A 20,102-nucleotide genomic window follows, 5' to 3' on the forward strand; every position below is an offset into this window, starting at 1 on the left:
GCGTTTTCATCAGATATTCAGAGTAGAAAGGGAAGAATTAGTATTAAAATTGTCAAGGGAATGAAAATTGAAGTGAAAATAGGAGTGCTCATTTAAACATTACAAAATGTAAATTTAGAATCATAAGTCTATGGGTCCTATTAAAATAGAAAATAGGAGTGGAACTTAATTATACTACATTGTCAGTTCACTCCTATATTTTGGTTTACGAATAACTATGTGTTTTTCATAAATAATTTGAAATAAATAATTTGTAGTGCAATAAGTAAAACAGCTGTCGCACTAATAATAATTAGATACGGGGACATATCATGTTGACCGTTCAAACCAACTAGGGGAGAAATGAGGCCTCCTAAAATAAATTGGAATAGGCCAAGTAAACTTGAAGCATTGCCACTTCCACCTGTGCGTTCAGCCATTGCCATAGAAAAACAAAGTGGTGCTATAGAAGTGACTGGACATATATTAATAAAAAAGCCAATAAGTAAAACATACAATGGAAGATGTAATGTTAAAGTAAATATTAAAATTACAACACCTGACATTTGAATGATTGTTAAATATATGAGCATCGCATATCGGCTTACCTTTTCTACTATAATAGCGGTTATCTGACTGACGACTATCAAACCCACTCCATTAATAGCAAACATTGCACTGTATTGAAGTGGTGTCATATGATACATCTTTTGTGAAATAAAAGGTGCGGCTGACGAATAACTGAATAACATGACATAAGTTAATCCTTGCAATAACATCGGAATAACGAAGGTGGGTTTTGTTAATAACAGACCAAAATCTTTAAATATTGCTTTAAAATTTAACTGAGATTGTTCTTGATGGAGCCCAACTGGCATCTTTAATAAGATGCCTAAGATGACTATTAAGGTAATGATTGTTAAAAATATAAAAATCATTCTCCAACTTGCAATAGATAAAGCGAGGCCACCTAACAGTGGAGCAATGATGGTGATTATACCGTTTATGACCATAAGAGAAGTTAAAAATTTTGCTAATTCGTCTCCGTCATAGTTATCTCCAATAGAAGCTTTGGCTATGACGATTGCACCACCTCCTGCTAAACCTTGAATTAAACGGATAATTAAAAATATTGTTAAATGAACTGTAAAAACTGATAATAATGAGGCTATTAAATATCCAATCAATAAAATGAGTGCCATTTTTTTACGACCTAATACATCTGATAGTGGCCCGAACACAAATTGACCAATAGCTAAACCTATCATAGCAAAGGATAATGTAAGTTGTATTTCTGAAATTGATGAACCAAACGCATGCTGAACTTTAGGTAAAGATGGTCCGTACATATCAATAGTCAAAGGACCAAATGCAGTCATAACGCCAAGTATAACGATTAATATTTTAGATAAGTGTTTGGAACTTGTAGTCATCATCATTATTCTCCTAGAAAAGTTATAGCATCTATTATATACGTTTTACATAAAAAAGTAATCAGCTTACACAAATAAAAAAAGAAGAGTATTATCAAATAGGCATTGATAGTTTTGTCAACGTAATGTTGATCAATGAAAAAATGGTAAATATGTATATACGTCATTCAATCACCGACTGTCTTTGATAAAAAAGAACCCGAGACAAGCATTTATGTCTCAGATTCTTAAGGGTTTGTAGATATTTAGTTTGAAGTCTCATGCCTTTAGTTTCCTGAATTTGATCCATTCAAGATATTTTCTAGTTTAGCTTTAATACTATCAAATTTTGTATTGATGTCTTCAAGCATGTTGTTAACTTTACTTTGATTTTCGTTATTAAGTTGAGCGTTATTTGCATTTTTCAGTTTGTCGATTTGGTTTTGATAAAATTTTGTGAATTTAGAATCCGCATTAGTTTCTTCATTTTGTTTTAATTGATCAATTTGATTTTGTAGTTTATCAATTTGGGATTGGGTGTCCTTTTTATTTTTTATATCGCTTTTGGCTGAATCAACTTGTCGATTAATGTCGTCGTTTTGATTTTCAACTTCCTTTTTATAGTTTTGTGAAACGTTAGGGTCATTACTTACTTTATCATTATTATGATTGATAATTGCACGCGTGATAAAGATAGCTACAATAATGAGTAAAATAACTATGATTGCAATCAGCCATTTTTTAGTTTTGCTTGATTTTTCATTTTCTTCTTCCAATTGCTGCTCACGTCGATAGTCTCTTCCATTGTAATAACGTTCAGGATGATTTTCATACTCTCTATCATTTTCACTTTGTGTTGCACGATTTGAATTTGCTCTCTGTTGGGACTCTTGATGTTGTCGATACATATCTTCTTCTGAACGTTTACGATGATTTTGATATTGGTCATCATATTTGTATGAATCTCTATATTTATCTGTTCTTTTCATATTGTCACCTCATTTAATAATTACGCTCAATCAGTTTTCAATTTTTACTTGTAAAAGTCGTGCGATATTTGTTGTTGTATGTTTAACATGAAGTGCGCCTTCTTTCAAAGCTTCGTCAAGGTGGCATGGACGTTCCATGATACTAAACACGCTATCGATACCGTGGTGATAAATTGCTTCGTAATCTTTTCCTAAACTACCACAAATAGCAATGACGGGTATATCATATGATTTTGCAACTTTAGCTATGCCAATGGGTGTTTTGCCATAGATTGTTTGTTTATCCATTTTACCTTCGCCAGTAACAACTAAATTCGCATCTTTTATTCTTTGTTTAAATTGAGTCTCTTCAAGAACTACATCAATTCCAGGACGTAATTCAGCGTTTAGAAACGCAATTAACGCTGTTCCCATGCCTCCTGCAGCACCAGCGCCCGGGATATCTTTTACATTCATATTTAATTCTCTTTCAATTTTATCATGATAGTGACGTAATGCGGAATCCAACTTTGGTATCATCTTTTGCTGAGCGCCTTTTTGTGGACCATAAACTATAGTTGCTCCATTGTCTCCTAATAATGGATTAGTTACATCACAGGCTACTTTAATATTCACATCTTTCAATCGTGGGTTTATACGAGTAATATCAATGTATTCTATTTGAGATAGGGCTAAACCTCCATCGCGAATCTCTTGATTGTTTTTATCTTTAAAAGAGACACCTAAAGCCTTTAACATTCCTACACCACCATCATTCGTGGCACTTCCACCTATTCCTAAAATAATTTTATTAACATCGTGATTAAGTGCATCATTAATGAGTTGGCCGGTACCGTACGAAGTTGTAATAGATGGATCTCTTTCATCTTTACTCAATAATGCTAGTCCTGAAGCAGCTGCCATTTCAATGATAGCTGTTTGGTGTTCGTTGCTTCTCTCATAACTAGCCATGATATTTCTATTAAGTGGATCTTTTACTTCTACGCAATAAGAGGTAGCATTTAAGGCTTCTTTCAATACTTCGGTTGTTCCCTCGCCACCATCAGCCATAGGAATAATGTCATATATAGTACTGGAATCGAACACCTCTTGGAATCCATCTTTAATAGCTAAAGCAGCTTCCTTTGCCGACATACTTTCTTTAAAAGAATCAGGTGCAATGATAACTTTATATGGTGACATTTATATCACTTCCTAAACAATTGGTTTATATTTATTCTATCCAAAAATGAAATTAAACTAAAGAAATCTTGATAATTAAAATGGAAATCATACGTGAATTGTATAATAATAAGAATATAAAATTGACGATGAGCAATATGTATATATTAATATGATTAAAGCTTCAATAAATGTCTATATATTTTCAGTAGATAATTGAATGAATCACATAAAAAGAGAATAAACATGATAATCGTTTAAATGTTAGTTTTGAATTACATCATGAAGAACAGAGAGGTCAACAATGAATTACTTAAAACAATATGAATCATTTTTTTGGTTAATAGGAATTTTTATCTTTTATCTTATAATGGCAATTCTAACACCATTATCAACTACGGATTGGCATGCATATAAAGTTAATCTAAGTCAATATTTGACTCAAGAAAATGGTCGTTATTTAGGACATTTATTTGAATGGGTTGCCGTACATAATATCATAATAAGAGCTTTAATATATGCGATAACTTCGTTTTTAGTTATCTATTTAGTTGCTTATATGGTTCAATTACATACGAATCGTTTTTATTTTATTTTGAGTTTTGTGTTAATGGTTACTGTACCTAATACAATTTATAGCGAAACTTACGGGTGGTTTACTGGATTTTTTAGTTATATACCTGCTACAGTCCTATCACTTTTTATTCTTTTTACTGTAGTTAAAATGATTGAGTCGCACGATACAGTTTCTGAAATGCAATTATGGGTATTTTTATTAGTAAGTTTGTTTGGACAATTCTTCTTGGAGAATCTTTCCATCGCTAATAGCTTAATTATTTTAATAGGAATGGTAGTCTATTTCTTTGTTAAAAAAAGACTCAGTTATTTCTTAATTGTAGGATTTATGCTTAGTTGTATAGGTAACATTATAATGTTTTTAAACTTCAATTATTTTTTAATTAAGGATGGATTAAATACGCATTATTCAATTTCCGATAGTCATGGAATGATACATAAAGCAGGTGTGACGTTATTTAAGCTTGTACCAGAATATATGTTTATTAATCAAATGATTATTCTTACCGTGATATCAATAGTAAGTATAGTTTTACTTAAGCAAAATAAAAGCCTGAAGCATATGAGAGTTTATATTAAAATACCACTACTCTTAGGTTTAATTACTTTACCTGTTTATAAGATCTTCGTTTACAATCAATTTCATTTTGAATTATATAAAGCTTCATTTTCTATAGCCGTTTTGAATACAACGATTTGCTTCATTTACATGATAAGTGTGATATACGTTGTGTTTAAAATGATACAGCAAAGATACATAAGAATGATTGTGATGGGGAGTTTTATAGCTATGGCTTCATCTGTTTTGCCACTTTTATTTGTGACGCCTATAAGTTATAGAAATTTTTATTTTATTTATACTTTATGGATCGTGATATTACTTTGTTTAATTCAGCAATGTGATGTGCTATTTAAACAACTTGAACATATAATTAAAATATTTGCGATTATCATCAGCATCATTATGATGATTGGATTTACTTTTATACATATTAGTAGTGTGCACAGAATAGACTTCATTAAAGAACAAATAACACAACATCATCGCCATCAGAAAATAACATTGGAAAGATTACCATTTGAGCGATATACTCATATGACTACACCAAAGTCGAAGGAACAACTTCAAGATTTCAAACACTATTATGATTTGCCCAAAGACATCACATTTAAAGTAGTCCCATATGGTACAAAACAATAACTGTTCAAAGGGGAAATATTATGAAGTTAACCCGAATACATTATGAGATTATAAAGTTTATCATAGTTGGTGGAATTAATACCTTTAACTACTATATAACATACTTATTTTTGTTAAAGGTGTTACATGTGAATTATATGGTTAGTCACATTGCTGGATTTATTGTAAGTTTTATTATTTCATATTATTTAAATTGTTATTTTGTATATAAAGTAAAACCTACAATAGAAAAGTTTTTAAGATTTCCTATCACTCAGATAGTTAATATGGGAATGCAAACGTTATTATTATATATATTCGTAAAGTGGTTGAATATCGCTTCGGAAATTGCACCTTTTGCGGGTCTAATCATTACAATCCCAGTGACATTCATACTTTCTAAGTGGTTACTTAGAGATAAAGTTTAACGTAATCATAAGCACTATTTTTTCCTTTGAGATGAATTGAATTTCTTTTTCAAATATCTACCAATTCGTATTTAGAAAAATTTAATGTATATAAGTCTTTACATATTCATATATGTACAAGGCTTATTTTTAAATGAATAAATAATGAAGTGAAGGAAAGTATTTTTTTAGGGATATCTAATGAAATAATTAGATGGGGAATATAAAAAATGTAGAAATAAAAAAACGTTGTCATTGTGGAACTGATAATTCATACTAATATTAGCAAAAAATAAAGGTGGTAAGTGAAGGTGACTCAAAATGAAAATTTGAAGTTAGCGCAACGAGGTGCATTTCTTAGTTTAGTCATCTATATTATACTTTCTATTGCGAAATATATGACTGGATATGTTTATGATTCGGCGGCAGTTAGAGCGGATGCTTTAAATAACATGACAGACATTTTAGTTTCAGTAGCAGTTATTGTCGGACTTAAAATCTCTATTAAACCTGCTGATCAAAACCACCCATATGGGCACTTAAAATCTGAAAATATTTCCACATTGCTAGTATCATTCATTATCATGTTTGTGGGAATACAAGTTATTATAGAAAACTTTCCGAGATTGTTTACACATGATTCACATATTCCTAACTTTATTACTATTATTATAAGTATGATCAGTGGACTTGTGATGTTATGTGTCTTTGCTATTAATTATCGATTATCTAAAAGAACGAAAAGTAGCTCATTAAAATCAGCAGCTAAAGATAATTTATCTGATAGTTTAGTCAGTATTGGCACTGCCATTGGTCTAATGTTCACACAAATTGGATTTCCAATTATCGATATTATATTGGCAAATATTTTAGGTTTATTAATCGTGTATACAGGTTTTGGAATTTTTAAAGAGTCGATTTTTACTCTAAGTGATGGTTTCAATGAACAAGATTTAGAAGAATACAGATTAGACATATTAGAAGTTGAAGATGTAATTGATGTTAATAATATTAAAGGTAGATATCATGGAAGTAGTATCTTTATTGATGTGACCATTGTAGTAGATCCTTATCTTTCACTTTATGAAGCACATCAGATTTGTGATAAAGTTGAAATTCATTTGCATAATAAAGGAATTTCGTCTGTATATGTACATCCAGAACCCTATACTACAAAAGACGAAGTAAAATAAAATATATAAGAAGTCAATAATTACCTGACCATAAGGTAGTGGTTGACTTTTTTATTTTAAACCAGAATCATTACTGGGAAATTAAGAATTATAGTTCTATAATAAAAATAAGGAGAGAAAAAAAGAAACAATTTATTACTTGTACTATTTTAATGGAATTACTACATTGACTGATATTTAAATGGATTTGTAGTTAATTCATTGTAACTACATTTAGATTATAGAAAGGAAGTTTTGATTTATGCCAAAATTAATACTATGTCGGCACGGACAAAGTGAATGGAATGCGAAAAATTTATTTACAGGTTGGGCCGATGTCAAACTATCAAAACAAGGAATTGAAGAGGCGCAATCAGCAGGTAAAAAAATTTACGGCAATCAAATTGAAATTGATATTGCGTTTACCTCTTTACTCACTAGAGCTTTAGAAACAACACAATATATTTTAGCAGGTTCTGACCAACAGTGGATTCCTGTTTATAAAAGTTGGCGTTTAAATGAACGACATTATGGTGGTTTACAAGGTTTAAATAAAGATGATGCGAGAAAAAAATGGGGGGAAGATCAGGTGCATCAATGGAGACGCTCATATGATGTACGTCCGCCTAGAGAAAGTGAAGAACAACGAGAAGCATATTTAAAAAATCGTCGTTATCAACATATTGATCACCGTATGATGCCTTATTGTGAAAGTTTGAAAGATACATTAGAACGAGTTGTTCCGTTCTGGACTGATCATATTTCACAACACCTATTAGATGATAAAACTGTACTTGTTTCGGCCCACGGAAATTCCATTCGCGCATTAATTAAGTATTTGGAAGGTTTATCAGAAGAAGATATCGTCGGATATGAAATTAAAACGGGTGCACCGCTAGTATATGAACTCACAGATGATTTAGTTGTTAAGGATAAATATTATTTATAACAAGATGTATATAGTTTAAAATATTTTCATATCATAATAAATAAACCATTCAATGGTCAGTATTGATTTCATTGAATGGCTTGTTTTTTGTGTGAAGTGATATTTAAAACAATTAAATTATAGATAAATTTATGAAACCTAGGTTATTGAGCGAATTAAATTAAAATAATTGACGAATGTTACATTTATTTCGAACGTTGATGCTGTTTTATTATTTTTAAAGCACGTTTTCGTGTTTTGATATTAGGACTATTGAGGTTGCGTCTTGCTGTTTGTAAATTCTGTTTCATTTTATCTTCCTCCTTGTATAACACTATTATGAAAGAAATTAAGTTATTTGTAAATAGTAATTATTACGATTTGTAAATCGTTTAAAATAATAGTTAATAGAGTTTGAACTTTCTGAACACTTATTAGCAAGTAACTCTTTATTGACTATTATGTAATAACGGGATAAAATATTTTTATTCCGATTAGAATAATAAGAATAAGGGGTTTGATTAAATGAAAAGACTTTTACTTTGCATTGTTGCACTTGTTTTTGTTTTAGCAGCCTGTGGCAACAATTCATCTAACAATAAAGATAATCAATCAAGCAGTAAAGACAAGGATACGTTAAGAGTTGGTACGGAAGGTACATATGCGCCCTTTACTTACCATAATAAAAATGATCAATTAACAGGTTATGATATTGATGTGATTAAAGCAGTTGCAAAAGAAGAAAATCTTAAACTTAAGTTTAATGAAACGTCATGGGATTCAATGTTTGCAGGATTAGATGCTGGTCGTTTTGATGTTATTGCAAATCAAGTGGGTGTGAATAAAGATAGAGAGAAAAAATATAAATTCTCTGAACCTTACACATATTCAAGTGCTGTACTTGTTGTTCGTGAAAATGAAAAAGATATTACATCATTCAATGATGTAAAAGGTAAAAAGTTAGCACAAACGTTTACGTCTAATTATGGTCAATTGGCTAAAGATAAGGGTGCGGACGTTACTAAGGTAGATGGATTTAATCAATCAATGGACTTACTATTATCTAAACGTGTAGATGGTACATTTAACGACAGTTTATCTTACTTAGATTACAGAAAACAAAAGCCTAATGCTAAAATTAAAGCAATCAAAGGACATGCAGAGCAAAATAAATCAGCATTTGCATTCTCTAAGAAGGTTGATGAAAAAACGATTGAGAAATTTAATAAAGGCCTAGAAAAAATTAGAGATAATGGTGAATTAGCTAAAATTGGTAAGAAATGGTTTGGTCAAGATGTTTCTAAACCTGAATAATGAACAACAACATGCATTAGATGCAGCCAAACAAGCATTTGGTCCAATGTTAGAGGGATTGGTGAAATACTCAATCCCTATTACTTTGGTCACTTTCATTCTAGGTTTAATCATTGCATTGTTTACTGCACTTATGCGTATATCAACCAGTAAATTGCTTAGAGGTATTGCGCGTGTCTATGTATCAATTATTCGTGGTACACCTATGATTGTACAGTTATTTATTATTTTTTACGGTATACCGGAGCTTGGAAGATTGGTAACTAACAATGCTGATAATCAATGGACACTTGCACCTGTTATTGCTGCAGTCATTGGTTTATCTTTAAATGTTGGTGCTTATGCTTCTGAAATTATACGAGGAGGTATATTGTCTATTCCTAAAGGACAAACAGAAGCGGCTTATTCTATAGGTATGAACTATAGACAAACTGTGCAACGTATTATCTTACCACAAGCTATTCGTGTATCTATACCAGCACTAGGAAACACATTTTTAAGTTTAATTAAAGATACATCATTACTTGGATTTATTCTTGTTGCAGAAATGTTTAGAAAGGCACAAGAAGTTGCTTCGACAACGTATGAGTATCTAACTATTTATTTGTTAGTAGCTTTAATGTATTGGGTCGTATGTTTTGTCATCTCAATTATCCAAGGATGGTATGAATCACGCATTGAAAGAGGGTATCGCTCATGATTGAATTGTCTCATATCCATAAGTCTTTTAATGAAACTGAAGTGATTAAAGGTATTGATTTGAAAGTTAATCAAGGTGAAGTTGTGACACTAATTGGACGTTCAGGTTCAGGTAAAACGACTTTACTTAGAATGATTAATGCTTTAGAGATACCTACTGAAGGTACAGTGTATGTCAATGGCATGACATATAATGCTAAAGATAAGAAATCTCAAATTAAAGTAAGACAACAATCAGGAATGGTTTTTCAAAATTATAATTTATTTCCACATAAATCTGCATTAGAAAACGTTATGGAAGGTCTTATAACAGTTAAAAAGATGAATAAAGCAACGGCTAATGAAGAAGCAATGAATTTATTGGCTAAGGTTGGATTGGTACATGTTAAAGATCAACGGCCACATGCTTTATCAGGTGGGCAACAACAACGTGTCGCAATTGCACGTGCATTAGCCATGAATCCTAAAGTGATGTTATTTGATGAGCCAACATCTGCACTTGATCCTGAATTGGTCAATGATGTATTAAAAGTCATTAAAGAATTGGCTGACGAAGGTATGACAATGGTCATTGTGACTCACGAGATGCGTTTTGCCAAAGAAGTTTCCAATCAAATTGCTTTTATTCATGAGGGCGTCATTGCAGAACAAGGTACGCCTGAAGATATATTTAATCACCCCAAAACAGAAGAGCTTCAGCGATTTTTAAATGTGATTAATGAAAAATAGAATAGTAATATTATAGAAATGGAGAGGCTGGGACAAAAAGGTCCAAGATAAGTAAATAAAGACAATTTCTATTGAAATAATATAGAAATTGTCTTTTTTATAATTTTTTTGATTATTTTCAGTTCGTTGAGCTGTTACTTTTCTTATATTAAGCCACGGGGATGTCTGAATTCATCGAATTCAGTATCGGGAATTGTTTCTACAATATCATTTACATGTCGTGAAATATTATTTGTGGGGATATGAATTGAAGGTAGAGTATGTTGAATCATGTTATAATCTTTATACATAAGGCACCTCGTTAATTTAGTTTATTGCTATTTATTAAATTTTACGGAAGGGCCTTATTTTCAAAGTATTTTAATGTAAAATTACATATGAATACAAAGTATTTTGGCGAGACTCTTGAGGGAACAGGACAAGCTGAAGACTATAGGCTGAATCTGTCCCCTAAGAAAGCGAGCCAACAATACGTAGTATTGTAAATAAAGAAGCCAGTAAATGAATTTATGAAAACTCATTTACTGGCTATTTCACTAGGAATTATGTCCCAGCCTCTCCTTTAAGTGTATAGAAAGTCAATGACTTAAACTCATGTGCATTAATATTTAGTTTTTTATCTATGTTGAAGGAATCGAATTGATTAGAATTCGATTCCTATTTGCTAATGAATAATTATCTACGACTTTCTAATTCTTGTTTTACTTTATAAAATAGTGGTTTAATTGGTTTGATAAAATCACCAATATATTCATAAATTTTAGCGTTAAATCCTTCTTTAAATTTTTGAACGCCAGCATCTTCAGCATTTTCACTAAAGTCTCCGGTAACACCGTAGAAATTATATCTATCGATATTATGTTCTTTTGCAAATTGAATCATATCCCATTGTAATCGATATGCTCCCATATAAGCATTATATTTAGGGTTAGAGCCACTTGATAAGTAATACACTTCGTGATCATTATATATATATAATGCTGCAGCAAGATGAAGAACTTGACCTTCTTCTGCTATTTTCTCTTTAGTTTGTCTGATTTTACGCGCATTACTATCGAATTGTTGTTTGACTTGTGTATGTTTCGTTTTATTTTTCTTAGAATTTGGATTTTCTTCTAATGTTTTTTCAACATCTTTTAGTTGTTGATTAAGGTTTTGATGTTTAGTTTGCAACGTATCTAAATAATCTTGTAAATCGATGTAAGCAAGTTTTAACATAGCATGATCTTCATAAGTTTTTTGCATCTCAACAAAGTAAGGCTCTTCACGGAATTTAAAGCCATGTTTTTCTTCAGCCATTTTGAATAATTCAAAAAATGTATTTGTTTCTTCAATGGGTAATGTTTTAACTTTAACACCCATTTCATAAGTCTTTTTAATATTTCGACGTGTTTGGTAATCCATTTCTTTTAATAATTGATCTTCAGATTTATCTTTAAGGTTAAGTACTGATAACCAGCGGATTTGACTCATTGTATCATAACCTACAGTGTATCCTTGGTGTTTGTAACCTAATTCTTCCATTGTTTTAATCAATGCGCGATTATCAAAGGATTCAATGATTTCTCCATTAGGTTGACGTAAATTTTCTAATACATAAGGGTCAACGAGTACATATAAACAATTGTGTTTTTTTAAATAAGCAGTAAGTGATTTAAAAAAGAAGCGAACTAAAACTAAATTGTTAAAGTCCATGACTGGTCCTCTATGTGTGTAAAAATACTTAAAGAATTTTAAAGAACGTGCCTCTGTTAATAAGCACGCAGCAATGACATCTTCTTGATCATCTTTAACTCCCACTAAATGTACGTCACCTTTTGTTTTCGATCTATTATTATAATGTATACTGGATTGTGTATAATGCGAGAAATTTTCTGAAGTAAATTGCTCGAATTCTTCAGAAGTTAAATTTACAAATTTCATTATATTTCTTCACCTCTAAGTCAATTTCCATGTTTTATCGTCATGATATATATTACCAAACCCTAAACATCCTTACACATCATAACATAAAAAATTGTGTCATACTTTCGTATGAGGCCGTTTTATTTAAAAGAGAATAGATTTAAAAAGTAAGAGGTATAAAAAATTAAGTTAATGAAGATCGTACCTCTAAAGAGAATGTGATAAAATTTAAGTTGAAAGAATTGCTTAGATTAAATAACATGCTAATTGTAAACGTAGAGCTAAAGAAATATTGACATCGTTTGATATGTTAAGTGTAAAAAGAGATTAACTTGAAGTTCTATGACATAGATATAGATAGAGTGAGTAGGAGTGAGTATGTTGAAGAAGTTATTAGTCGGGGTTAGTGTACTAACTTTATTATTAGCAGGTTGCATGAGTCACGAGTACGCAGACAAAATAGATAAAGCGGTTAAACTACAAGAGAAAAAGCAACAAAAAATTGCTAAAAACGATTCAGGTGATGAAGTTAAACATTTTGATAAAAAAGATGCCAATATTTATGTGTTTGACAAAGGAAAATATGTTGTATTGGAGTATAAACCACTTAGTGATGATGCTGAAGCGCGTTACTATACTTATGAATTTAAAGATAAAAAAGCATATTATAATAAAGACTTTAATGCAAAAGCATACTACCAATCTCATGAGCCTGACTATAAAGAAGAGAATATGTATTAATCGTTTTAGGAAAAGGAGAAACGATGAAAAAATTAATCGGATTATTGATGATTTTATGTATGGTTTTGCTATACAGTTGCTCAGGTCCAATGGACTCTCCAAAGCATTCTAATAATAGCAAACCTGTAGTGGTAATATACGGTGATTATAAGTGTCCTTATTGTAAAAAAACAGAAGATCGCGTGATGCCAAAGCTTAAGAAGAAGTATATTGATACAAACAAAATTAAATATCAATATGTGAATTTGGCATTCTTAGGAAAAGATTCAATTGTAGGTTCAAGAGCGCAGCATGCGGTAAATCATTATGCTCCCAAGAAGTCACTTGAATTTCAGAAATTAATGTTTAATCAACAAAAAGATGAACATAAGCAATGGATTACAACACGTCTTGTTGATAAGCAAATTGATAAATTAAGTATCAGTGATGACAAAAAGAAAAAAATAAAGACTGATTATAAAACTAAAGGTTCCATCTCGTGGAAAAAAGCCAAGGAAGATCAACAAATTGCGAAGAAAAATCACATCAAGCAAACACCTACAGCGTTTGTTAATGATAACAAGGTTGAAGATCCATATGACTTTTCTAGCTACGAGATGTTGCTAGAAAACGAAAAGTGAAAGTATCTGTAATAGTAGTTAATATATATAAATCTTTATTTATTTAAAATGCCTGAGACTAATCATTGTCTCGGGTGTTTTTTAATTTTGACAGTCACTTGCTAATTCAAAAATGGGTGTGTATTAACCATATTTAATTTGTTTTTAGCAACGAGAACTATAAATTAAGCGTGATGTTTTCCTGAAATTTCTTCGATATTTTAGAATTAATGAAATTATCTTAAGCGTATTATTTTTGTTAATATTGAGGCAATCGATTCTTTAAAATGTGAGGTACATATATGACGATAGAAAAAAAGAAAAATAAGATTATTTTTACTAGAACTTTTAGTGCACCAATTAATAAGGTATTTGATGCTTATACAAAGCGGGAACTATTTGAACAATGGTTTCATCCTCAAGACGCATCTGTCACAGTTTATGATTTTAATGCTACGAAAGGAGGAAACGCTTTTTATGCTATTCAAGCTCCTCAGATGACAAGTTATACTATTGCTGAATATCTGCAAGTGGATGCACCATATTATATAGAGTATTTAGACTATTTTGCTACGTCAAAAGGGGAAAAAGACACAAGTATGCCTGGTATGCATATCACTTTGAATTTTGAAGAAGTAAAAGGAAAGACTACTGTAACATCGACATCGACTTTTCCAACTGAAAGTGCCGCTCAGCAAGCGATAGACATGGGTGTAGAAACAGGTATGAATTCAACACTTAATCAGTTAGAGAAATTACTAAATCAAAAGTGATATAAACCTCGATCGTATACCTAACCAAAGAAACGTGAAAAAATTTGAGTAAATCATTACACTTTGATGAAATGTCATAAAGTTTTCAGTTATATTGTTTAAATATTGAAAATGCTAGGTATATAAACTTTTTTGAAAATTTCTATATCCTATAAATAAAATTTAATATACACATATGTCATTCTTACTTATATAATAAGTGTGAAAATATTAATGTGGATAGGATGAGAAGACATGTTCAAGAACAACAAAAGTATTGAAGATACTTATGCAACAAAACCTATTATTCAGAATATCGTTGGTCAGGCACAAATCAAACAAGTGATGGCGAAACAAACACCCATGAGATATACGTTGAAAGCTATCATGGCTGGTTTTCTATTATCAATAGTTACAGTTTTTATGTTAGCAATTAAAACACAATTCGCTTCAACGCATAATGACGGGTTAATCAATTTGATGGGAGCTATTGCGTTTAGTTTAGGTCTCGTATTAGTTGTGTTAACCAATTCTGAATTATTAACTAGTAATTTTATGTATCTGACTGTTGGTTGGTATTATAAAGCAATTAGTGTAAGTAAAATGATATGGATTTTTATTTTCTGTTTTATAGGTAATATCTTAGGTGGATTTATTTTATTTTTCCTCATGAAATATGCACATGTTATGACGCCAGAAATGACAGATAGTTTAACAGCATTAGTACATAAAAAAACAGTAGAATCGACTTGGTTAAATATTTTGATTAAAGGTATATTTTGTAATTTCTTTATTAATATCGGTATTTTTATTTCAATGCAGTTTAAAGAGGGACTAGCCAAAGCATTCTTTATAGCTTGTGGAGTGATTGTCTTTGTATTTATGGGTTACGAACACGTTGTTTTTAACGCTGGATTATATGCAGGTATGATGTTCTTTAATATGGATGGATTATCTTGGTTGGGTGTGCTAAAAAATATTGTTTTTGCATTCCTTGGAAACTATATCGGTGGAGGTATCTTTATTGGATTAGTGTATGCATATTTGAACGGTAAACGTGACAGCCTCCAACCATAGAGAACTATTAAGTAATTGAGATTTAATCACTAGTCTTTATCATATTGACATCTTCATGTGCTAGAAATGGATGTCTTGCTTCATGTTGAAAGTGTTTAAATTACAAAGTATTATTGCATCATTGAAATGATATATAGATTAAAGAGATGAAATCATGAAATAGAGAAGATGAGTGGGGCTTTAGTCCTGTAGTTACGTTGCCTTACTTCAAACTCGAAATCCATTTTAGAATTTAAAAAATAAAGTTAGTATATTTAGAATTCTGTCTTATGCTTCTATACGTTAATAAAACCTGGGATATTTACAGATATCCTAGGTTTTGTTTATCAGTAATAGAATCTTGACACTTTATAAAAATGATAATAAACATTTATTGACGAGCACTTATAAAAAATTTAATCTATAGTTCATGTGGATGTTCAGTACTTAAGGAGTGAAAAATATGTCGAATATTAATATTAGAGTGGCACATGAACAAGATGCTGAAGAATTACATAGCATCATGCAAATTGCTTTTACACCTTTAAGAGAACTAGGTATTGATTGGCCATCAGTTCACGCTGATCTTGAAATGGTAAAGGATAATTTAAGACAAAATACTACATTTGTACTTGAAAATGAAAAAGAAATTATTTCAACGATTACGGTTTGCTATGCATGGAGTAGTGTAAAACCCATTTCAGGTTATCCGTTCGTTTGGTGGTTTGCAACACGACCAACTTATGATGGACAAGGGTATGGGAGTCAACTTTTAAAATATGTAGAGGAGACATTTTTACGCGATACTTTAAAAGCTGCTGCGGTAACCTTAGGAACATCAGCACGTTTGCACCCTTGGTTATTAAACATTTACGAAAAGCGGGGTTATGAAATATACGCTAAACATGAAAATGATGATGGTGATTTAGGAGTCATAATGCGTAAAATTTTAATACCAGAACAATTTAATGATGACATTTTGGGCCGACCGCCATTTTAGAAATATTTTTGTGTTCTAGAATGATAATTTAGTGAGATAGAATTCTTAGTCCTTAATGACCCCAATTCTATAATTTGTAAAATATTTGATAACAATCTATATTTTGAATTCTATACTAGAGTTCAAAAATGAATAATTACATTTTTATTTCAGTCATTGACTGAGCATACTGTAAGAAAGAGGCTGGGACAAAAAGGTCCAAGATAAGTAAATAAAGACAATTTCTATTGAAATAATATAGAAATTGTCTTTTTTATAATTTTTTTGATGATTTTCAGCTCGTTGAGCTGTTACTTTTCTTATATTAAGCCACGAGGATGTCTGAACTCATCGAATTCAGTATAGTGAATTGTTTCTGCAATATCATTTACATGTCGTGAAATATCATTTGTGGAGATAAGAACTGAAGTTTCCATTAGTAGAGTATGTTGAGTCATGTTATAGTCTTTATACATAAGGCACCTCGTTAATTTTGTTTATTGGTATTTATTAAATTTTACGGAAAGGCCTTATTTTCAAAGTATTTTAATGTAAAATGACATATAAACACAAAGTATTTTGGCGAGACTCTTGAGGGAACAGGACAAGTTGAAGACTACAGGCTGAAGCTGTCCCCTAAGAAAGCGAGCCAACAATACGTAGTATTGTAAATAAAGAAGCCAGTAAATGAATTTATAAAAACTCATTTACTGGCTATTTTGTTAGGAATTATGTCCCAGCTTCCCGTATCAATTATTATTCTTTTTTACTTAATTTATAATCAATTAAATAGATAGATTCTGGTGTAACATTAAAATGTCTTACTTTATTATTCACACCATCTATTTGAGAGTTGTATGTGATATAGCTGTTAGGAATATCTTTTTTAGATTCATTTAGTATTTCATTAGTCACTTGACCACGTTGCTTGTCACCGAAAGTAGTATTTAATTCTTTAATTAACTGAGTGACTTTAGTATTACTATAATTACCTTTATTTAATGCTCCATCAGGTAAGTATGCAGTGTTAAAGAAATAACCTGTATCACCACGTGGCACACTTAAATAACTATACATTGAAACATCCCAACTCTGTTTGTTTTTGAGATATCCTTCGATATCATCTACATTGCGTAATTGTATATCAACATTTGCCTTTTTAGCTTCAGATTGTATCACCTGTCCAATTTTAGGCAATTCTGGTCTGCCATCGTATGTGACCATGTTTAATTTAAGAGGATGCGATTTGGAATAACCTTCTTGAGCTAAAAGTTCTTTTGCACGCTTGATGTCTTGTGATTGAATTTCCTCTTTTTCTAATGATTTTAATCGATGGTTAAAAGGACCTGATGCTGGCTCAGCATAATTTTTAGAAACATTTTTAGCAATGTCTTTTCGATTAATAATCATATCTAGTGCTTCTCTTACTTTTTTATTAACTTTTTTACTATCATGATTGTATAACATTAAATGCGTTCTAAAGCCTGATGTACTTTGAATGTTTGCTTTGTTAGATTTTTTTACATCATCAACGCGTTCAATTGGAACATCAGTAGTCAAATCTGATTTGCCTGATAATAAGTGATCAACACGAGTATTACCATCTTCATGATAAGTGACATTAATTCTTTTTAATTTTGGCGTACCTTGCCAGTAGTCTTTGAATTGTTTTAGTACGATTTTTTGCGAACGTTTATACTGATCAATTTTATAAGGACCCGTACCAACAGGTTGATCAGTTACTTTGTTTTTAGCTTTTGTGTCGTAAATAGCAGCAAATGGGCTTGCGAGTTCAGACATTAATTCTGGATAAGGTTCTTTAGTAGTGATTGTGACTTTTTGTCCATGAGCATTGATTGATTTAATAGGAAGTGATCCTTTTAACAAATCACTTTTTTTCATTCCTTCTTCGAGACTGCGTTTTACAGCTTCGCCTGTTAAATGATGACCGTTTTGAAATTTAATATTATCTTTTAAAGTGAGTTCTAGTTGATTGTCAGATACTTGATGATAATTTTTGACTAATAAAGGTTTTACTTTACCATTCTTCGACATTTTAAAAAGCGATTCCAAGGCACCTGTTTTAACTGGGATATCAGTTTCGTAAGGTGCAATTGATTTAGTTTTCAAAGGTATTTCAACATTGAGGGTGTCTTTGTCTGTACTTGATGTGCCCCCACAGCTCGCTAAAACAAAAGATATCATGACAATAAGAGTAATCAATTTTTTCATAAATGAAATCCTCTCTAAATATGAATTATTTGAGATATTTAAAAATGTAATTATGTAGTAAATATAAATACATTTGGCATGATTATATTTGTAAACTCTCAACGAATTTTATTATATAACTTATAATTAAAAAAATAAAATTTTTGACAACTATGTTAGCATATTTATTTAAGATGCTACATTATACATTAGTACACAAATGTGATTTAATTATTCGTAATAATGATAATACAAAAGGGTGGGATAATTATGATAGGTAATATTCTAGTCGCTCACGGCATGAGAAAAGGAAATCAGAATGAAGCTTTAGAAGAATTTATCGGAACTTTATTAAAAGATGAGCAATATTATTATGAGTTAGCATTTTTAGAAAGTGAAACACAAAATCTTGAAATCATAATGGAGAAGATGATTAAGCAAGGAATTACAAAATTTCGTATTGTACCTTTACTCATTTTTAGTGCAATGCATTATATCAGTGATATTCCACAAATACTTAAAGAGATGAAAGCTCGATATCCACAAATTGATAGTAAAATGAGTGCGCCTCTTGGTACACATCCATATATGAAAACATTAGTAGAAAATAGAATTGCTGATGAAAAAGTCAGTGAAGGTTCAACCAAAGCAACTATAGTAATTGCCCATGGAAATGGAAGTGGACGTTTTACGAAAGCACATGATGAATTAAAAGCATTTGTTAAAACGCTTGATAGTCATCATCCTGTTTATGCAAGAGCTTTATATGGGACATTAGCATTTAAAAATGATTTAGATAAAATCTCAGAGCAATATGACGAGTTAGTCATTGTCCCATTATTTTTATTTGATGGTAGATTGGTGAATAAAGTAAAACGTCTTTTAGGTGAAATGACATTGCATAGTCAATTACACATTACGCCATCGATTAACTTTGATCCAATTTTAAGATTAATTATTAGAGAAAGACTTGAAGCGTTAGATATTTAATATATTTCAATTATTTTAAACGAATTTACAAAAAATAAATGATATGATTCGTTAAGGTTGGGGAATGTAACACAATTCATTGTTACATTCCCCTTAATATTTGATGATATTATTTCTATAATGAATGCAGCTCATTATAAAATAGTTTGTGGTTTAAAATGACAGCGTAAAGTGTAATTTCAATTGCAACATATATTATAAAATAGTTAATAATATATTTTAATTTTGGCCTCAATTTCATCCTAGAAAACCATATCCATGCCATTAGGGAAATCCCCGATTTTAATTTTAAATGTGAATTACATCACAAAAAACTGAAGTTT

General features: G+C 30.8%; 21 protein-coding genes. 13 read left to right on the forward strand and 8 right to left on the reverse strand.

Annotated features, from left to right (window positions below; translation table 11 throughout):
• Window positions 1–215: 215 nt before the first annotated feature.
• The 3 genes from FNL83_RS02480 to FNL83_RS02490 form a co-directional block, all read right to left on the reverse strand.
• Window positions 216–1,415, reverse strand: coding sequence for a putative multidrug effflux MFS transporter TcaB (locus FNL83_RS02480; RefSeq protein ID WP_010959275.1), 1,200 nt, complete (start codon window positions 1,413–1,415; stop codon window positions 216–218).
• A gap of 263 nt (window positions 1,416–1,678) precedes the next feature.
• Window positions 1,679–2,380, reverse strand: coding sequence for a membrane protein (locus tag FNL83_RS02485; protein WP_001831448.1), 702 nt, complete (start codon window positions 2,378–2,380; stop codon window positions 1,679–1,681).
• 30 nt (window positions 2,381–2,410) lie between these two features.
• The gene (locus FNL83_RS02490) at window positions 2,411–3,562 is read right to left on the reverse strand and encodes a glycerate kinase (RefSeq protein WP_010959274.1); all 1,152 of its coding nucleotides are present in this window, start codon (window positions 3,560–3,562) and stop codon (window positions 2,411–2,413) included.
• Between the two features lie 283 nt (window positions 3,563–3,845).
• Here FNL83_RS02490 and FNL83_RS02495 point away from each other — a divergent pair, with 283 nt between their 5' ends.
• From FNL83_RS02495 to FNL83_RS02510, 4 genes are all read left to right on the forward strand, one after another.
• Window positions 3,846–5,318, forward strand: coding sequence for a hypothetical protein (locus tag FNL83_RS02495; RefSeq protein ID WP_002438276.1), 1,473 nt, complete (start codon window positions 3,846–3,848; stop codon window positions 5,316–5,318).
• Window positions 5,319–5,338: 20 nt separating this feature from the next.
• The gene (locus tag FNL83_RS02500) at window positions 5,339–5,725 is read left to right on the forward strand and encodes a GtrA family protein (protein WP_002456051.1); all 387 of its coding nucleotides are present in this window, start codon (window positions 5,339–5,341) and stop codon (window positions 5,723–5,725) included.
• A 290-nt stretch (window positions 5,726–6,015) separates the two neighbouring features.
• Window positions 6,016–6,897 (forward strand): cation diffusion facilitator family transporter, encoded by an 882-nt coding sequence (locus FNL83_RS02505; protein WP_002456052.1) that lies wholly within the window; start codon window positions 6,016–6,018, stop codon window positions 6,895–6,897.
• A 241-nt stretch (window positions 6,898–7,138) separates the two neighbouring features.
• Entirely contained in the window at window positions 7,139–7,825 is a 687-nt protein-coding gene (locus FNL83_RS02510; RefSeq protein ID WP_002438282.1) for a 2,3-diphosphoglycerate-dependent phosphoglycerate mutase, read from the forward strand.
• Between the two features lie 185 nt (window positions 7,826–8,010).
• Here FNL83_RS02510 and FNL83_RS02515 read toward each other — a convergent pair whose 3' ends face one another.
• Window positions 8,011–8,115: a putative metal homeostasis protein gene (locus FNL83_RS02515; RefSeq protein ID WP_002438284.1), complete on the reverse strand. Its 105-nt coding sequence runs from the start codon at window positions 8,113–8,115 to the stop codon at window positions 8,011–8,013.
• A 214-nt stretch (window positions 8,116–8,329) separates the two neighbouring features.
• Here FNL83_RS02515 and FNL83_RS02520 point away from each other — a divergent pair, with 214 nt between their 5' ends.
• The 3 genes from FNL83_RS02520 to FNL83_RS02530 are packed head-to-tail and all read left to right on the forward strand — an operon-like array spanning window position 8,330 to window position 10,546.
• Window positions 8,330–9,118, forward strand: a complete 789-nt coding sequence (locus FNL83_RS02520; RefSeq protein ID WP_002438286.1) for a transporter substrate-binding domain-containing protein — start codon at window positions 8,330–8,332, stop codon at window positions 9,116–9,118.
• Window positions 9,099–9,818 carry an amino acid ABC transporter permease gene (locus FNL83_RS02525; RefSeq protein WP_001831576.1) on the forward strand — a complete coding sequence of 240 codons (720 nt, stop codon included), beginning with the start codon at window positions 9,099–9,101 and terminating at the stop codon, window positions 9,816–9,818. Before FNL83_RS02520 ends, FNL83_RS02525 begins: the two co-directional genes overlap by 20 nt.
• Window positions 9,815–10,546 (forward strand): amino acid ABC transporter ATP-binding protein, encoded by a 732-nt coding sequence (locus FNL83_RS02530; protein WP_001831593.1) that lies wholly within the window; start codon window positions 9,815–9,817, stop codon window positions 10,544–10,546. The genes FNL83_RS02525 and FNL83_RS02530 overlap by 4 nt, the downstream gene beginning before the upstream one ends.
• A gap of 143 nt (window positions 10,547–10,689) precedes the next feature.
• Here the strand turns inward: FNL83_RS02530 and FNL83_RS12295 are convergent, their stop codons facing one another.
• Together FNL83_RS12295 and FNL83_RS02535 are read right to left on the reverse strand one after the other, a co-directional pair.
• Entirely contained in the window at window positions 10,690–10,818 is a 129-nt protein-coding gene (locus FNL83_RS12295) for a hypothetical protein (RefSeq protein ID WP_255262801.1), read from the reverse strand.
• A gap of 403 nt (window positions 10,819–11,221) precedes the next feature.
• Window positions 11,222–12,469, reverse strand: coding sequence for an aminoacyltransferase (locus FNL83_RS02535; protein ID WP_002438293.1), 1,248 nt, complete (start codon window positions 12,467–12,469; stop codon window positions 11,222–11,224).
• 360 nt (window positions 12,470–12,829) lie between these two features.
• Between FNL83_RS02535 and FNL83_RS02540 the strand changes: the two genes are divergently transcribed.
• From FNL83_RS02540 to FNL83_RS02560, 5 genes are all read left to right on the forward strand, one after another.
• Window positions 12,830–13,192 carry a DUF4467 domain-containing protein gene (locus FNL83_RS02540; RefSeq protein ID WP_001831622.1) on the forward strand — a complete coding sequence of 121 codons (363 nt, stop codon included), beginning with the start codon at window positions 12,830–12,832 and terminating at the stop codon, window positions 13,190–13,192.
• Window positions 13,193–13,215: 23 nt separating this feature from the next.
• Window positions 13,216–13,812, forward strand: a complete 597-nt coding sequence (locus FNL83_RS02545; RefSeq protein WP_002438295.1) for a DsbA family protein — start codon at window positions 13,216–13,218, stop codon at window positions 13,810–13,812.
• Between the two features lie 281 nt (window positions 13,813–14,093).
• Window positions 14,094–14,564, forward strand: coding sequence for an SRPBCC family protein (locus FNL83_RS02550; RefSeq protein WP_002438297.1), 471 nt, complete (start codon window positions 14,094–14,096; stop codon window positions 14,562–14,564).
• 234 nt (window positions 14,565–14,798) lie between these two features.
• Window positions 14,799–15,620: a formate/nitrite transporter family protein gene (locus FNL83_RS02555; RefSeq protein ID WP_002438299.1), complete on the forward strand. Its 822-nt coding sequence runs from the start codon at window positions 14,799–14,801 to the stop codon at window positions 15,618–15,620.
• A gap of 442 nt (window positions 15,621–16,062) precedes the next feature.
• Complete coding sequence (locus tag FNL83_RS02560) at window positions 16,063–16,599, forward strand: GNAT family N-acetyltransferase (protein WP_002438301.1); 537 nt, start codon at window positions 16,063–16,065, stop codon at window positions 16,597–16,599.
• A 299-nt stretch (window positions 16,600–16,898) separates the two neighbouring features.
• Here the strand turns inward: FNL83_RS02560 and FNL83_RS12025 are convergent, their stop codons facing one another.
• Both FNL83_RS12025 and nikA read right to left on the reverse strand, forming a co-directional pair.
• Window positions 16,899–17,036, reverse strand: a complete 138-nt coding sequence (locus FNL83_RS12025) for a hypothetical protein (RefSeq protein WP_049390275.1) — start codon at window positions 17,034–17,036, stop codon at window positions 16,899–16,901.
• Window positions 17,037–17,334: 298 nt separating this feature from the next.
• Window positions 17,335–18,810, reverse strand: a complete 1,476-nt coding sequence (gene nikA, locus FNL83_RS02565) for a nickel ABC transporter substrate-binding protein (RefSeq protein WP_002438303.1) — start codon at window positions 18,808–18,810, stop codon at window positions 17,335–17,337.
• Between the two features lie 249 nt (window positions 18,811–19,059).
• On the opposite strand from nikA, the gene FNL83_RS02575 reads away from it, so the two are divergent.
• A complete protein-coding gene (locus FNL83_RS02575; RefSeq protein WP_002456056.1) occupies window positions 19,060–19,779 on the forward strand; it encodes a sirohydrochlorin chelatase in 720 nt (239 codons plus the stop codon).
• The last annotated feature ends 323 nt before the right edge of the window (window positions 19,780–20,102 follow it).

The organism is Staphylococcus epidermidis (assembly GCF_006742205.1).
GTDB classification, from domain to species: domain Bacteria; phylum Bacillota; class Bacilli; order Staphylococcales; family Staphylococcaceae; genus Staphylococcus; species Staphylococcus epidermidis.

What these genes read in the sequence shown, in the direction of transcription:
- FNL83_RS02575 (WP_002456056.1), top strand. Translation starts at nt 19,060, where the DNA reads ATGATAGGTAATATTCTAGTCGCTCACGGCATGAGAAAAGGAAATCAG.
- FNL83_RS02500 (WP_002456051.1), top strand. Translation starts at nt 5,339, where the DNA reads ATGAAGTTAACCCGAATACATTATGAGATTATAAAGTTTATCATAGTT.
- FNL83_RS02530 (WP_001831593.1), top strand. Translation starts at nt 9,815, where the DNA reads ATGATTGAATTGTCTCATATCCATAAGTCTTTTAATGAAACTGAAGTG.
- FNL83_RS12295 (WP_255262801.1), bottom strand. Translation starts at nt 10,818, where the DNA reads ATGATTCAACATACTCTACCTTCAATTCATATCCCCACAAATAATATT.
- FNL83_RS02550 (WP_002438297.1), top strand. Translation starts at nt 14,094, where the DNA reads ATGACGATAGAAAAAAAGAAAAATAAGATTATTTTTACTAGAACTTTT.
- FNL83_RS02560 (WP_002438301.1), top strand. Translation starts at nt 16,063, where the DNA reads ATGTCGAATATTAATATTAGAGTGGCACATGAACAAGATGCTGAAGAA.
- FNL83_RS02480 (WP_010959275.1), bottom strand. Translation starts at nt 1,415, where the DNA reads ATGATGACTACAAGTTCCAAACACTTATCTAAAATATTAATCGTTATA.
- FNL83_RS02545 (WP_002438295.1), top strand. Translation starts at nt 13,216, where the DNA reads ATGAAAAAATTAATCGGATTATTGATGATTTTATGTATGGTTTTGCTA.
- FNL83_RS02540 (WP_001831622.1), top strand. Translation starts at nt 12,830, where the DNA reads ATGTTGAAGAAGTTATTAGTCGGGGTTAGTGTACTAACTTTATTATTA.
- FNL83_RS12025 (WP_049390275.1), bottom strand. Translation starts at nt 17,036, where the DNA reads ATGACTCAACATACTCTACTAATGGAAACTTCAGTTCTTATCTCCACA.
- FNL83_RS02525 (WP_001831576.1), top strand. Translation starts at nt 9,099, where the DNA reads ATGTTTCTAAACCTGAATAATGAACAACAACATGCATTAGATGCAGCC.
- nikA (WP_002438303.1), bottom strand. Translation starts at nt 18,810, where the DNA reads ATGAAAAAATTGATTACTCTTATTGTCATGATATCTTTTGTTTTAGCG.
- FNL83_RS02485 (WP_001831448.1), bottom strand. Translation starts at nt 2,380, where the DNA reads ATGAAAAGAACAGATAAATATAGAGATTCATACAAATATGATGACCAA.
- FNL83_RS02520 (WP_002438286.1), top strand. Translation starts at nt 8,330, where the DNA reads ATGAAAAGACTTTTACTTTGCATTGTTGCACTTGTTTTTGTTTTAGCA.
- FNL83_RS02495 (WP_002438276.1), top strand. Translation starts at nt 3,846, where the DNA reads ATGAATTACTTAAAACAATATGAATCATTTTTTTGGTTAATAGGAATT.
- FNL83_RS02510 (WP_002438282.1), top strand. Translation starts at nt 7,139, where the DNA reads ATGCCAAAATTAATACTATGTCGGCACGGACAAAGTGAATGGAATGCG.
- FNL83_RS02490 (WP_010959274.1), bottom strand. Translation starts at nt 3,562, where the DNA reads ATGTCACCATATAAAGTTATCATTGCACCTGATTCTTTTAAAGAAAGT.
- FNL83_RS02555 (WP_002438299.1), top strand. Translation starts at nt 14,799, where the DNA reads ATGTTCAAGAACAACAAAAGTATTGAAGATACTTATGCAACAAAACCT.
- FNL83_RS02535 (WP_002438293.1), bottom strand. Translation starts at nt 12,469, where the DNA reads ATGAAATTTGTAAATTTAACTTCTGAAGAATTCGAGCAATTTACTTCA.
- FNL83_RS02515 (WP_002438284.1), bottom strand. Translation starts at nt 8,115, where the DNA reads ATGAAACAGAATTTACAAACAGCAAGACGCAACCTCAATAGTCCTAAT.